This window comes from Bradyrhizobium sp. 159 (genome assembly GCF_023073795.1).
Classification (GTDB): Bacteria; Pseudomonadota; Alphaproteobacteria; order Rhizobiales; family Xanthobacteraceae; genus Bradyrhizobium.
Genome location: NZ_JADPKE010000114.1, coordinates 386,995 through 399,512, shown reverse-complemented (window position 1 = coordinate 399,512; position 12,518 = coordinate 386,995). Strand labels below are relative to the sequence as shown.

At 64.9% G+C, this 12,518-nt stretch carries 10 protein-coding genes; 3 read left to right on the top strand and 7 right to left on the bottom strand.

The annotated features are described in order from the left end of the window. Positions 1-2 precede the first annotated feature (2 nt). Positions 3-1,178 carry a zinc-dependent alcohol dehydrogenase gene (locus IVA96_RS35075; protein ID WP_247422303.1) on the bottom strand — a complete coding sequence of 392 codons (1,176 nt, stop codon included), beginning with the start codon at positions 1,176-1,178 and terminating at the stop codon, positions 3-5. 166 nt (positions 1,179-1,344) lie between these two features. On the opposite strand from IVA96_RS35075, the gene IVA96_RS35070 reads away from it, so the two are divergent. Both IVA96_RS35070 and IVA96_RS35065 read left to right on the top strand, forming a co-directional pair. Further along, on the top strand, positions 1,345-2,127 hold the full coding sequence (locus IVA96_RS35070; protein WP_247422301.1) for an SDR family NAD(P)-dependent oxidoreductase: 783 nt from the start codon (positions 1,345-1,347) through the stop codon (positions 2,125-2,127). Between the two features lie 131 nt (positions 2,128-2,258). Further along, a complete protein-coding gene (locus IVA96_RS35065; protein ID WP_247422299.1) occupies positions 2,259-3,212 on the top strand; it encodes a cation diffusion facilitator family transporter in 954 nt (317 codons plus the stop codon). A 306-nt stretch (positions 3,213-3,518) separates the two neighbouring features. On the opposite strand, the gene IVA96_RS35060 is transcribed toward IVA96_RS35065, so the two are convergent. Further along, positions 3,519-3,869: a RidA family protein gene (locus tag IVA96_RS35060; RefSeq protein WP_247422297.1), complete on the bottom strand. Its 351-nt coding sequence runs from the start codon at positions 3,867-3,869 to the stop codon at positions 3,519-3,521. 200 nt (positions 3,870-4,069) lie between these two features. Between IVA96_RS35060 and IVA96_RS35055 the strand changes: the two genes are divergently transcribed. After that, positions 4,070-6,391, top strand: coding sequence for a molybdopterin guanine dinucleotide-containing S/N-oxide reductase (locus IVA96_RS35055; RefSeq protein ID WP_247280458.1), 2,322 nt, complete (start codon positions 4,070-4,072; stop codon positions 6,389-6,391). A 65-nt stretch (positions 6,392-6,456) separates the two neighbouring features. Here IVA96_RS35055 and IVA96_RS35050 read toward each other — a convergent pair whose 3' ends face one another. From IVA96_RS35050 to IVA96_RS35030, 5 genes are all read right to left on the bottom strand, one after another. After that, positions 6,457-7,617 carry an MFS transporter gene (locus IVA96_RS35050; RefSeq protein WP_247422295.1) on the bottom strand — a complete coding sequence of 387 codons (1,161 nt, stop codon included), beginning with the start codon at positions 7,615-7,617 and terminating at the stop codon, positions 6,457-6,459. 1,027 nt (positions 7,618-8,644) lie between these two features. Continuing rightward, positions 8,645-9,877: a Zn-dependent hydrolase gene (locus IVA96_RS35045; protein ID WP_247280460.1), complete on the bottom strand. Its 1,233-nt coding sequence runs from the start codon at positions 9,875-9,877 to the stop codon at positions 8,645-8,647. Further along, entirely contained in the window at positions 9,870-10,655 is a 786-nt protein-coding gene (locus IVA96_RS35040) for an ABC transporter ATP-binding protein (RefSeq protein ID WP_247422293.1), read from the bottom strand. The genes IVA96_RS35045 and IVA96_RS35040 overlap by 8 nt, the downstream gene beginning before the upstream one ends. Continuing rightward, complete coding sequence (locus IVA96_RS35035) at positions 10,652-11,425, bottom strand: ABC transporter permease (protein ID WP_247422395.1); 774 nt, start codon at positions 11,423-11,425, stop codon at positions 10,652-10,654. Before IVA96_RS35035 ends, IVA96_RS35040 begins: the two co-directional genes overlap by 4 nt. A 71-nt stretch (positions 11,426-11,496) precedes the next feature. Then, complete coding sequence (locus IVA96_RS35030; protein ID WP_247280462.1) at positions 11,497-12,441, bottom strand: ABC transporter substrate-binding protein; 945 nt, start codon at positions 12,439-12,441, stop codon at positions 11,497-11,499. Between the last annotated feature and the right edge of the window lie 77 nt (positions 12,442-12,518).

Here is a 12,518-nt window from a genome sequence, read left to right as displayed (position 1 = left end):
CCTCAGGGCTTCAGCACGACCTTGACGCAGGAGTCCCGCTTGTCGCGAAACACCTGGTACATCTCGGGGCCTTGGCTGAGCGGCACGGTATGGGTGATGACGAAGGACGGATCGATCTCGCCTTCCTCGATGCGGCGGAGCAGGTCGTCGGTCCAGCGATTGACGTGGGTCTGGCCGGTCCGCATCGTCAGCCCCTTGTTCATGAACGCGCCCATCGGCATCTTGTCAGAGAAGCCGCTATAGACGCCCGCGACCGAGATGATGCCGCCGGGACGGCAGACATAGATCATCTCGCGCAGCACGTGGGGCCGGTCGCTCTCCAGCATCACCATCTGCTTGGCGCGGTCGAGCAGCGTGTCCGGTTGCGAGGCCATCACATGCGCTTCCATGCCGGCGCAATCGATGCACTTCTCCGGTCCCTTGCCGTCGGTGAGTTCGTTCAGCCGTTCAACCACGCTCTCGGTCTCGAAATTGATCGTGGTGGCGCCGCCGGCTTCCGCCATGCTGAGCCGCTCGGGCAGGCAATCGATCGCAATCACCTGGTTGGCGCCGAGCAGGATGGCGCTGCGGATCGCCATCTGTCCGACCGGGCCGCAGCCCCAGATCGCGACAGTGTCGGTCGGCTCGATGTCGCACTGCACCGCGGCCTGCCAGCCGGTCGGGAAGATGTCGCTGAGGAACAACAGCTGCTCGTCGGGGATGCCGGGGGGAACCTTGATGTGCGTGGCATCGGCGTAGGGCACACGCAGATACTCGGCCTGCCCGCCGGGATAGCCGCCGGTCAGATGCGTGTAGCCGAACAGGCCGGCGCAGGAATGACCGAACACCTTTTCGGCCAGATGACGCTTGCGGTTGGTGGTCTCGCAGACGGAGAAATTGCCGCGCTTGCACTGGTCGCATTCGCCGCAAATGATGGTGAACGGCACGACGATGCGGTCGCCTTTCTTTAGCTTGCCGTCGACGCCGGAGCCGACCTCGACCACTTCACCCATGGTCTCGTGGCCCATGATGTCACCGGGCAGCATGCCTGGAATGAAATTGTGGAAGAGGTGCAGGTCCGAACCACAGATGGCGCAACTCGTGACCTTGATGATGGCGTCCCGCGGGTCCTGGATCTCCGGGTCGGTGACGCTGTCGCACCGGATGTCCTCCTTGCCATGCCATACCAGCGCCTTCATTTCCGTCCTCCGCCATCAATCACGTGGCATCTAAGTCCAGGAATGAACGATGGTTGCTATGCGACGCGCAAATTCCTCGCACTGCACGAGCCTGGGGCGGAAATTGGAACAGGGTGGTCGGTTGGGCGATTGGGCGTCATCATCCCAATCCGCGAGGATATGCCCTATGTCCGCCAATCAACTCGCCGTCGTCACCGGCGCCTCAACCGGTATTGGCCTGGAACTCGCCAGGTGCTGCGCCCAGGCAGGTTTCAATCTCGTCATCGCCGCGGACGAGCCTGCGATCGAGCGGGTGGCCGTCGATCTGCGTAGGCTCGGCGGTAGCGTGGAGCCGGTCGAGACCGATCTCGCCACCACTGAAGGTGTCGATAAGCTCTGCGCCGCGATTGCCGACCGGCCGATCGACGCGCTGCTGGCGAATGCCGGCATCGGCCTCGGCCGGGCCTTCCTCGATCAGGATTTCCAACGCATCAGGCGCGTCGTCGATACCAACATCACCGGCACGCTTGACCTGATCCATCGCGTCGGCAACGCGATGCTGCGCCGCAACTCCGGGCGCATTCTCATCACGGGCTCGGTCGCCGGCTTCACGCCCGGCAGCTTCCAGGCGGTGTACAACGCCTCCAAGGCTTTTCTCGACTCGTTCTCCTTCGCTCTGCGCGAAGAGCTGCGCGATAGCGGCGTCACCGTCACTTGCCTGATGCCCGGCGCCACCGACACCGAATTCTTCCGCCGCGCCGAAATGATGGACACCAAGGTCGGCACCGAGCAGAAGGATGGCGCCTACGAGGTGGCCAAGGCCGGCTTAGATGCAATGCTGCGGGGTGAGGCCGATATCGTCACCGGGTTGAAGAACAAGATCCAGACGACGGTCGCCAACATCACGCCGAACGAGATGCTGGCCAAGCAGCATCGGAAGATGGCCGAGCCGGGCACGGCAAAATCGTAGCGCGTGAGTGCACCAACTCTCGCGGCTCGCCGTAGACGGCGTCTGGTTCCTTCCGTTGTGCCGGCGAAAGCGCTGACCTTTGAGTAACCGGCGGGGCCGCCGACTGCAGAGGAGGACTGGCCTTGGTGAACATGGCCGCTGCATCATCATCGAAGACCGCCGTCTATGCCGCGCTTGCCGGCAATTTTCTCGTCGCGGTCACCAAGATCGGCGCCGCCATATGGACGGGAAGCTCGGCGATGACCAGCGAGGCCGTGCACTCGGTGGTCGATACCTCCAATGAGGTGCTGCTGCTCTATGGCTACCGTCGTGCCAGCCGTCCAGCAGACGAATCCCATCCGCTCGGATATGGGCGCGAATTGTATTTCTGGAGCTTCATCGTCGCCCTGCTGATCTTTGCGCTCGGTTCGGGCGTCTCGCTCTATCAGGGCGTCGTGCATGTCGTCGCGCCTGATCCGATCGAGGATCCCATCGTCAGCTTCATCGTGCTCGGGCTGTCGTTCCTGTTCGAGGGCGCCTCGTGGCTGGTCGCACTGCGGCGTTTCCGCTCGGACGCGACGCAGTTTGGCTACTATCAGGCCTTTGTCCGCAGCAAGGACCCGCCCGCCTTCATGGTGCTGCTCGAGGACAGTGCGGCGCTGGTCGGCATCGTCATTGCGGCCGCGGCAACGGCGGCGGCGGTATGGCTGGCGCAACCGGTGTGGGACGGCGTCGGCTCGATCCTGATCGGGATTCTCCTGGGAATCACGTCCGTCGGGCTCGCCCGCGAGAGCAAGAGTCTATTGATCGGCGAGCCGGCGCACCCTGAGCTTGCGCGATCGATCCTCGAGATCGCGCGGCGCTCGCCGGGTGTGCTACAAGCCAACGGGCTCCTGACGGTACAACTATCCCCTGACGAGATCGTCGCCGCCCTCAGCGTCGAGTTCGCCGACGAGAAGCGCGCCGACGATATCGAGCAATGCGTGATCTCGCTCGAGAGTGAAATCCGCAAGCATCATCCGAGCGTCGCGGCCCTGTTCATCAAGCCCCAGACGAACGCGCGCTTTCACGCCGTTCGGGCGAAACGCTGGAGCCGCAGGTCCTAGCCACCGGCGGCGTTTGCGGCGCCCGGCACCACCAAGCCAAAGAAAGCTCCGAGCCTTGGCAGATGTGATGCAGCGAGCGTATTGCAGCCGTTATGAAATTCTGCGGGCGCGAGCGTGCTGGCCGCGACAGGCCATCGCCGTCAGGGACTTGAGATCATCCCAGTCAAACAACACAGGTCCCCAACGGCCGCAGCCATTCTAACGCAAGGGATCTACATCAGTGTGCTTCGAGCGCAGAATCCCTGAGGGAAGCGGACGCGCTTTGCGACCGCCACGCGAATCCGCACAGCGGATCGGCCTGCACCACTATTGTCGCGCAGCGATGGCGGTCATCTCGAGCTTGACGCCCGAGCCGAGATCGGCGACGCCAATTGCGGCCCGCGCCGGCAGATGAGCTTCTGCAAAGTGCGCCTTCCAGGCCGCATTGAACTCGGCCTTCTCCTTCAGGTCGGTCATGTAAATGGTCACCTGCAAGATGTTGGTCAGATCGGATCCGACGGTCTTCAGCAGCTGCGCCAGTTGCCGGAGGACGTCGTTTGCCTGGCCCGACATATCGAGGCTCGTGTCCTCGGGAACGATTCCACCGATGTAAAGCACGCCATTGCGCTCGACCACTTCGTGGAGCAGACCTTCGTAAGGCGAGACGCGCTTGATCATGATGAGACCGTTGTGGCTTGAGGGGAGGGACGCATATCGCACAGGTTGAGGACCAATACGAGCCCCGTGCCGCGCTCGTGCTCCGCTCGATGCCTTGCCCTTCACACACGGGAGCCCGGCGTTTGCATCAGCCCGGATCTCGATGACATCGGGATGCGGATCGCTATACTGCCACCACATACCGGAACAAGGACGATCTAATGGACGACACGATTGGCTTCCCCGACCCCGGCCTCGACCTGTCCGACGGCTTCAAGCCGCATACTTCGCATTGGGGCGTGTTTTCCGCGCGTCAAGGCAAGGCCGGGCTCGAGGTGAGGGCCTATGCGGGGGATCCCGATCCGAACGGCATCATCGACAATTTTCCGGGCGCTCTGCGGCATCAGGTCCGCATCGCCCAGCCGGCGATCCGCCGCGGCTGGCTCGAGCGCGGTCCCGGCCCGGACGATCGCCGCGGCCGCGACGAATTTGTCTCCGTGAGCTGGGAGAAGGCGCTCGATCTGCTCGGTGACGAGCTGGCGCGTGTCCGCGACACGCACGGCCCCGGCGCCGTGTTCGGCGGCTCCTATGGCTGGTCGAGCGCGGGCCGCTTTCATCACGCCCAGAGCCAGGTGCATCGCTTCCTCAACATCGCGATGGGCGGCTATGTGCGCTCGGTCAACACCTATTCTTCCGGCGCGTCCTCGGTGCTGCTGCCGCAGATCCTGGCCGGATACGAGGATATCACCAAGCGCAACGTCACCTGGGAGCAGATCGCCTCTGACACCGAGATCGTGCTGGCCTTCGGCGGCATGGCGCTGAAGAATTCCATGGTCGCCGGCGGCTCGATCAGCAAGCATGTCGAGCGCGGCGCCATGGCAGCGGCACGCCGGCGCGGCTGCGAGTTCGTCCTGGTCAGCCCGCTGCGCGACGATCTTCCGGTCGAAGCCGGCGCCGAATGGCTGAGCTGCGTGCCCGGCACCGATACCGCGCTGATGCTCGGCATCGTCCACACGCTGGTGAGCGAAGGCTTGCACGATCAGGCCTTCCTCGATCGCTATACGGAGGGGTGGCCCGTCTTCCTGCGCTATCTCACCGGCGAGAGCGATGGGCAAGCGAAGCACGCCGAATGGGCCGCCCCGATCTGCGGCGTCGACGCCGACAATATCCGCGCGCTGGCGCGCCGGCTCGCCGGAAAGCGCGCACTCATCACCGTATCGCATTCGCTGCAGCGCGCCGAACATGGCGAGCAGCCAGTGTGGATGGGGCTGGTGCTGGCGGCAGCGCTCGGCCAGATCGGTCTGTCCGGCGGTGGCTATGCCTATTCGTTAGGTGCGATCGGCTATTACGGCCGCCGCGTCAACGACGTGCCAGGACCGACGCTGGGGCAGGGCCGCAACGGCGTTGCCGATTTCATTCCGGTCGCGCGCATCGCGGACATGCTGCTCCACCCGGGCGCTACCTACCGTTACAATGGCGAGACGCGCACCTATCCGGACATCCGCCTCGTCTACTGGGCCGGCGGCAATCCCTTCCATCACCACCAGGACATCAACCGTCTGCGCAAGGCGTTTGCGAAAGTCGACACGCTGGTCGTGCACGAGCTCGGCTGGACCGCGACGGCCCGGCATGCCGACATCGTGCTGCCCGCGACCATGACGCTGGAGCGCGAGGACATCGGCTATTCCACCAACGATCCCCTCATGGTCGCCATGCACCGGATCGCCGAGCCGTTTGGTCTTTCGCGCGACGACTATGAGATCTTCGCCGATCTCGCCGAGCGTCTCGGTGCGCGCGAACCTTTCACTGAAGGCCGCAGCTCGCGGCAGTGGCTCGAGCATCTGTATGAGCCGACCCGCGCCTCGCTGGCCAAGCGTGGCCTGGAGGCGCCGAGCTTCGATGAATTTTGGCAACGCGGCAGCCTGATCGTGCCGCAGCAGCCCGATGACGGCGGCAGGCTGCGCCGCTTCCGTGAGGATCCCACAGGTCACGCCTTGCCGACGCCGAGCGGCCGCATCGAGATCTTCTCGGCGAAGATCGCAGGCCATGGTGATGCGGATTGTCCCGGTCATCCGGTCTGGCTGGAGAAGACCGACACACCGAAGCCCGGTGCGCCGTGCTTCCTCGTCGCCAACCAGCCGGTGACGCGCCTGCATAGCCAGCTCGATTTCGGCGGCCATTCGCTGGCCGCCAAACACCGCGGCCGCGAGGTCGCGCGCATGAATCCGCGTGACGCTGATGCGCGCGGCATCAGGGATGGCGATATCATCCGCCTGTTCAACGACCGCGGCGCCTGCCTTGCCGCAGTTCACGTCACCGACGGCATCGCGCCCGGCGTGGTGCAACTGCCGACCGGCGCGTGGTATGACCCGATGGATCCCGAGGACGACGCGCCGCTCTGCGTGCACGGCAATCCGAACGTGCTCACCCGCGACATCGGCACCTCGTCCCTGGCGCAAGGTTGCACGGGGCAGTTGACAGCGGTCGAGGTGGAAAAGTTCACGGGCAATCTGCCACCGATCCGGGCGTTCGATCCGGTGTAGGGTATTCGTCGAAGCCCGGATGGAGCGCGAGCGTATTCCGGGACCGCTCGTCCAGCATCGGCCGCTCACGCCCGGGCGCGCGATGTCCGGTGCTGCTCCTTCGTGACGATGCCTGCCGACAGCGTGACCAGACCCATCAGCGCGGCGAGCAGCCAGAACGCCGTTGGCAGCCCACTGGCGCGAGCAACGAAGCCGACGCCGGCGGGACCGAGGAGGACGCCGGCATAGCCGGCAGTCGTGATCGCCGCGACGGCGAGGCCCGTTGGCATGGCTTTCTGCTTGGCCGCCCCGCGGAACAGCACCGGCACCAGATTCGATGCGCCGAGGCCGATGAGCAGGAAGCCGGCTATGGCAACCGCCGCAACGGGAGCCGTGAGCAGGACCACGAAGCCCGCGATGGCGATGAGGCTTCCCCACAACAGCGTGGCGCGGTCTCCGATGCGTGCGACGACGGCGTCGCCGCCGAGCCGCCCCACGGTCATCGCGATCGAGAACACCATATAGCCGGCGCCGCCTTGCGCCTCCGAGACGAGACCCGCGCCGATGACGAGCAGAGCTCCCCAATCGAGCATCGCGCCTTCGACGAGGAAGGTGATGGCGCCAAGCAGCGCGAGCAGGAGCACCGATCCGTGCGGCAGCACGAACAGAGGGCCGTCCTGCACCTGCGCTGAGCGGAGCAGGCGCGGCCAGGTCACCAACATCGCGATCAACATCAGGATAGAGCAGACCAGCGCGCAGGTGAGCGCGCCGAATTGCAGCGAGAGCAGTGCCGTCATCAGCGCAGAGCCGGCGAAACCGCCGATGCTGAACAGCGCGTGGAAGCCGGACATCAGCGGACTGGCTGCGGCGCGCTCCACCTCCACCGCATGGATGTTCATGGCGACGTCGATCGAGCCGAGCGCGGCCCCGAACGCAAAGAGCGCCAGCGCCAGCGCTGAGGGCGAGCTTGCGATCGCAAGCAGCGGCAACACCAGGGCGAGACCGAGCCCGCCCGCGATGATGATCGGTCTGCTGCCGTAGCGCGCACTCAGCACGCCGGTCAGAAGCATGGCGAGGACCGAGCCGATGCCGAGGCTGAGCAGCAGCAATCCGAGCATGCCGTCGTCGACGCCGAGGCGCGTCTTCGCGAACGGCACCAGCGGTGCCCAGCACGCAATGCCGAAGCCCGCGACGAGGAAGGCGAGCCGGGTCGCAAGGCGTGTTGCCGGCCGATCGGCAGAAAGCATGGGAACTCCGGGGGAGCATGGGCGGGCGGCCGACAAGCCCCAGGATTGCCGCGCCATTATGTCCGAGCGGTGCACGAATTGTCGCAGGCAGCTCGTGAAAAATGCAAGCGGGCGCCGGCGGGGGAGAGGCCCCATGGCCCCGCGCATCGGCTGGGCGAGGTGGGACTAGGCGCCCCAGCTGGTGAAATGTGGATGGATGTAAACAGACTAGCCAGGCCGGCGCGGGTCCGTGAGGCAAAACACCCGATCGTTTCCATATGTGTCGGCGTCAAGCCCTAAGGGAAAAAATATTTCGCTTTACCGAAATTCGGAAATGGCGTATGTGTCGCCCATCCCGGCTCATCCGAGAGGGGCGATCATGTGTCGTGATGATCGCGGAGCCGGGCTTGCGGTGGACGCGGCAGCGTCGGGCGCGAGAGGCCAGGGGCAGGGCGGATTGCTCTCCGTGAGCCCTTAAACTTCGCGCAGACGGACGGCGCTGTCAGGTTCGTCGCGCCAGCATGTCGATGGCAAGGTGCACAACGCCGTCGAACCCTGCGGCGCAGGCGAGCCGCGCGTACGGCAAAACCGTGTGGTCCTGGCCGTCGTTGCTACGGTCAAGCTCTTGCGGATGCGGCATTGGCGTCAACCGGCGCGGTGTCCGTGACTTCTACGAGGGCGAGGGAGGCCAGAACGAATTCGGCTCCCAGGAGAGCGCGGCATAAGCCGTCAAACCACTGCGCAGGGAAGGCCGTGTGTTGGGCTTCACCTGTATGCCGCTGTGCAGTTTTCTGCGTGTGCCTTTCGCACAGCGGACCGTGGGTGCCAGCCGGCATCCGGCCTTCCCTGCGCCCTCCCGGCTTTGAGGGTGGAGCGCCGAAGCAAAGCTCGGGCGAAATCCGCCGCGAGAATGCGAAGGCGTGTCTGCGACTACACGCGCTGTCTTCGCTCGGCCTTGGCCGGGCGATCCAGTACTCCGAGACCGTTGTGGATCAATCGACAGGCCGTGGCGTACTAAATTCCCCGCTTTCGCGGGGAGAAGCTCGTTCTAACCGCCGAGGATGCGCCGACAGGCATCGACGAACACCTGCGCGCCGGTGACGATGTCGGCATCGGCGGTATTCTCGGTCCAGTGGTGGCTGATGCCGCCGATCGATGGTACGAACAGCATCCCCGCGGGCATGATCGTTGCCAGCATCTGCGCATCGTGCCCGGCGCCGCTGGGCATGCGGACCGATCGCCCGCCGGCCAGGGCCTTGCTTGCGGCTTCGATCGCATCCTGAAAGCCGGCGTTCATCATGGCCGGCGCGCCGGTGCGCAGTTTCTCCACCGCGACGGTGCAGGGGCCCTTCGCATTGACCTCGTCCGCCATAGTCCGCAGCAACTGCTCCAACCGCGCGATGACCGCCGGGTCGTCGTCGCGCATCTGGAACAGCATTTCCGCGCCGCCAGGAATGATGCTGGGTGCGCCGGGATCGAGCGTGATGCGACCGGTGGTCCACACCGTGCGCGGTCCGCAGGCATCAGGGAAACGCTCGTCGATCGCGACGCAGAATTTGGCCAGCGCCAGGCCCGCATCCTTTCGCACGGCCATGCGCGTGGTGCCGGCGTGGTTCTGCTCGCCGACGAACTTGATCCGGTATTGCCAGATGCCGACGATGGAGGTCACGACGCCGATCGCGAGGCGGCCACTTTCGAGCGTGTCGCCCTGCTCGATATGGGCCTCCAGATATCCGACGTGCCGGCCGGGCGGGGCGGTGATGCGCGGACGTCCTGCGAGCCCCATGTCGGCGAGTGCGTCGCGCATGGTGCGGCCGCTGGTGCGGTCGCGGGCAGCATCGATGTCGGCCTCGGTCACCTGACCGACATAGGAGCGTGAGCCGAGGAAATGCCCAAAATGTCCTTCCTCGTCGCACCAGGCGGCGACCTCGACCGCGCCTTCGAACGAGGGATCGGCGTTGAGCACGCGTGCCGCCTCGAGCGCATAGACGACGCCGAGCGGACCGTCGAGCCAGCCGGCGTAGTTCTGGCTCTCAAGATGCGATCCCGCCAGCAGCTTCGGTCCCGGCTTCGCGCTGGTACCGAAGACGTTGCCGATGCCGTCGATGGCAGCGGAGAGGCCGGCGTCAGGCAGCTTCCGGATCAGCCAGTCCAGCGAAAGCTTGTGCGGCTCGGAGAAGGTCGGCTTGTGCACGCCGGTCTTGTAGGCGCCGATGGCGCGCAGCGCGTTGAGGTCGGCGAGGACGCGTTTCCCGTCGGCGCAGGGCGGAGTGTCAGGCATGTTCGGCAACCTTCAGCGCCTCGGTGCGAATCTCCTCGACCAGCCGCTCCTTGAGCTTGACGAATTCCGGCGTGGTCTTGATCTTGTAGGAGCGCGGATGCGGCAGCTCCACATGGATCTCGGCCTTGATCCGGCCCGGGCGCGCGCTCATGACGGCGACGCGGCTACCGAGGAAGATCGCCTCCTCGATGTCGTGGGTCACGAACAGCACCGTCTTCTGGTCGCGCTCCCAGATCCCCAGCAGCATCTCCTGCATCAAGGCGCGGGTCTGGTTGTCCAGCGCGCCGAACGGCTCGTCGAGCAGCAGGATCTTCGGATCGTTGGCGAGCGCGCGAGCGATCGCGGTGCGCTGCTGCATGCCGCCGGAGAGTTGCTTCGGCCAGTGGTTCTCGAAGCCGGACAGTCCGACCTGGCGGATGAAGGCATCGGCGATCCGTTTGCGCTCGTCTTGCGGCACGCCGCGCTCGCGCAGGCCGAAGGCGATGTTCTCGCGCACGGTCAGCCAGGGGAACAACGTGTAGGACTGGAACACCATGCCGCGATCTGCGCCAGGGCCGGCCACCTCGCGCCCGTCAAGCGTGACTCGCCCGCTGGTCGGGCGATCCAGGCCCGCGACGATGCGGAGCAGCGTGGACTTGCCGCAGCCCGATGGGCCGAGGATCGTAACGAAATCGTTGTTGCCGATGATGAGATTGGTCGGCTCCAGCGCCTTGGTCGGCGCGTTGCCGTGGCGTGCCGGGAAGGTGCGCGAAACCTGTTCGATCTTGAGCGTCGTCATGCGAGCTTCCATGGAAACAGCCAGGCATTGAACGCCTTGAACAGGAAGTCCGAGATCAAGCCAATCAATCCGATCGCGATGATGCCGAAGATGATCTGGCCGGTGTTGAGCAGCGCCTGACTGTCGGTGATCATGTGGCCGATGCCGGAGGACGAGCCGATCAGTTCGGCGACGATGACGTAGGTCCAGGCCCAGCCCAGCACCAGCCGCAGGATTTCCGCGATCTCGGGCGCGGAGGAAGGCAGCAGCACGCGGCGGATGATGCCGCGGTCGCTGGCCCCGAGTGTATAGGCCGCCTCGACCAGGTCACGGCGCGTCGCGCCGACGGTCACGGCGACCATCAGGATGACCTGGAACACCGAGCCGATGAAGATGACGAGCAGCTTCTGCAACTCGCCGATGCCGGCCCACAGGATCAGGAGCGGAATGAATGCGGAGGCAGGCAAGTAGCGCGCAAAGGAGACGAACGGTTCGAGGAACGCTTCGACCGGCTTGTAGGCGCCCATGAGCACGCCAAGCGGCACCGCGATGATCGCGGCGAGAGCGAAGCCGCCGACGACGCGCCAGATCGTCATGCCGATATCGTAGACGAAGCCCTGCTTGGCCAGCAGGTCATACCCTTCCTGCACCATGGTCAGCGGGTTGGCGAGGAAGGTCTTCGACACATGGCCGCCGAGCGTTGCCCACGACCAGAGGGCAACGAACAGCACGAAGAATGCAAGGCCGTACGCCATGCGTTGCTTCGATGTCACGGGATCCAGGGGACGCATCAAACTGTCTATCCGAATAGCCGATCATGCGCCGGTCCCGCGCTTCAGCGGAACCGGCAACTTGCAGAGGTTTACTTGATGAAGCTCGCGTCGAAGAGGTCCTCGACCTTCGGCGCGGCCTTGATGATGCCGATTTCGAGCAGGAGGTCGGCGGCCTCCTTGTTAAAAGTCAGGAAATCGCCGGCGAAGAACTTCTGGTTCGCGGCCTTGTCCTGCCAGCGCAGATATTTCGCCGAATTGCCGAACTGCTCGCCGGTCTGCTTCACATCGGCGCCCATGATCTCGTAGGCCTTGGCCTGATCCTTGGCGATCATGTCGAGCGCCTCGAAATAGCTGTCGGCGAGCGCCTTGGCGGCCTTGGGGTTCTCCGTTAGGAACTTCGGCGTGCAGCCAAAAGTGTCCATGACCATCGGGTAGTCGAGCGTGGTCGCGATGATCTTGCCCTTGTCCGGCGCGGCGCGCACGGTCGAAAGATAGGGTTCATAGGTCATCGCGGCATCGTTCTGGCCGGAGACGAAGGCCTGCGCAGCCGCAGCCGGCTCGAGGTTGACGACGGTGACGTCTTTCACCGACAGGCCATTTTTCTTGAGCATCCAGGCCAGCGCGAAATAAGGCGAGGTGCCGGGCGCGGAGGCCGCGACGGTCTTGCCCTTCAGGTCCTTGATCGAGGCCAGGTCGTTGCGGACGGCCATGCCGTCGGCGCCGTAGCTCTTGTCGAGCTGGAAGATCTGCTTGGTGGCGACCCCGTTGGCGTTCCAGGAAATCCAGGTCTCGACGGTCGTTGCCGCGCACTGGACGTCTCCGGAGGCGATCGCGAGGTGACGGTCCTTCTGCGGGATTTTCTTGATGGTGACGTCGAGGCCGTTCTTCTTGAAGATGCCGGCTTCCTTCGCCAGCGTCAGCGGCGCAAAGCCCGTCCATCCGGAGATGCCGATGCCGACCTTGATGTCGTCGGCGAGCACCGGAGTGGAGGCCGCGAGGGCAATGATTGTCACAAATACTTTCGAACTACGCATGATTGTCGTCCTCTTGCCGATCGATGGATTGACGTCGTGTTGATCCTTGTCGGTCCATTTGGACCGTTGCCCGAAGC

Excerpts from the sequence above, each read along its gene's own strand:
- IVA96_RS35075 (WP_247422303.1), bottom strand. The coding sequence starts at position 1,178 with ATGAAGGCGCTGGTATGGCATGGCAAGGAGGACATCCGGTGCGACAGC.
- IVA96_RS35070 (WP_247422301.1), top strand. The coding sequence starts at position 1,345 with ATGTCCGCCAATCAACTCGCCGTCGTCACCGGCGCCTCAACCGGTATT.
- IVA96_RS35065 (WP_247422299.1), top strand. The coding sequence starts at position 2,259 with ATGGCCGCTGCATCATCATCGAAGACCGCCGTCTATGCCGCGCTTGCC.
- IVA96_RS35060 (WP_247422297.1), bottom strand. The coding sequence starts at position 3,869 with ATGATCAAGCGCGTCTCGCCTTACGAAGGTCTGCTCCACGAAGTGGTC.
- IVA96_RS35055 (WP_247280458.1), top strand. The coding sequence starts at position 4,070 with ATGGACGACACGATTGGCTTCCCCGACCCCGGCCTCGACCTGTCCGAC.
- IVA96_RS35050 (WP_247422295.1), bottom strand. The coding sequence starts at position 7,617 with ATGCTTTCTGCCGATCGGCCGGCAACACGCCTTGCGACCCGGCTCGCC.
- IVA96_RS35045 (WP_247280460.1), bottom strand. The coding sequence starts at position 9,877 with ATGCCTGACACTCCGCCCTGCGCCGACGGGAAACGCGTCCTCGCCGAC.
- IVA96_RS35040 (WP_247422293.1), bottom strand. The coding sequence starts at position 10,655 with ATGACGACGCTCAAGATCGAACAGGTTTCGCGCACCTTCCCGGCACGC.
- IVA96_RS35035 (WP_247422395.1), bottom strand. The coding sequence starts at position 11,425 with ATGCGTCCCCTGGATCCCGTGACATCGAAGCAACGCATGGCGTACGGC.
- IVA96_RS35030 (WP_247280462.1), bottom strand. The coding sequence starts at position 12,441 with ATGCGTAGTTCGAAAGTATTTGTGACAATCATTGCCCTCGCGGCCTCC.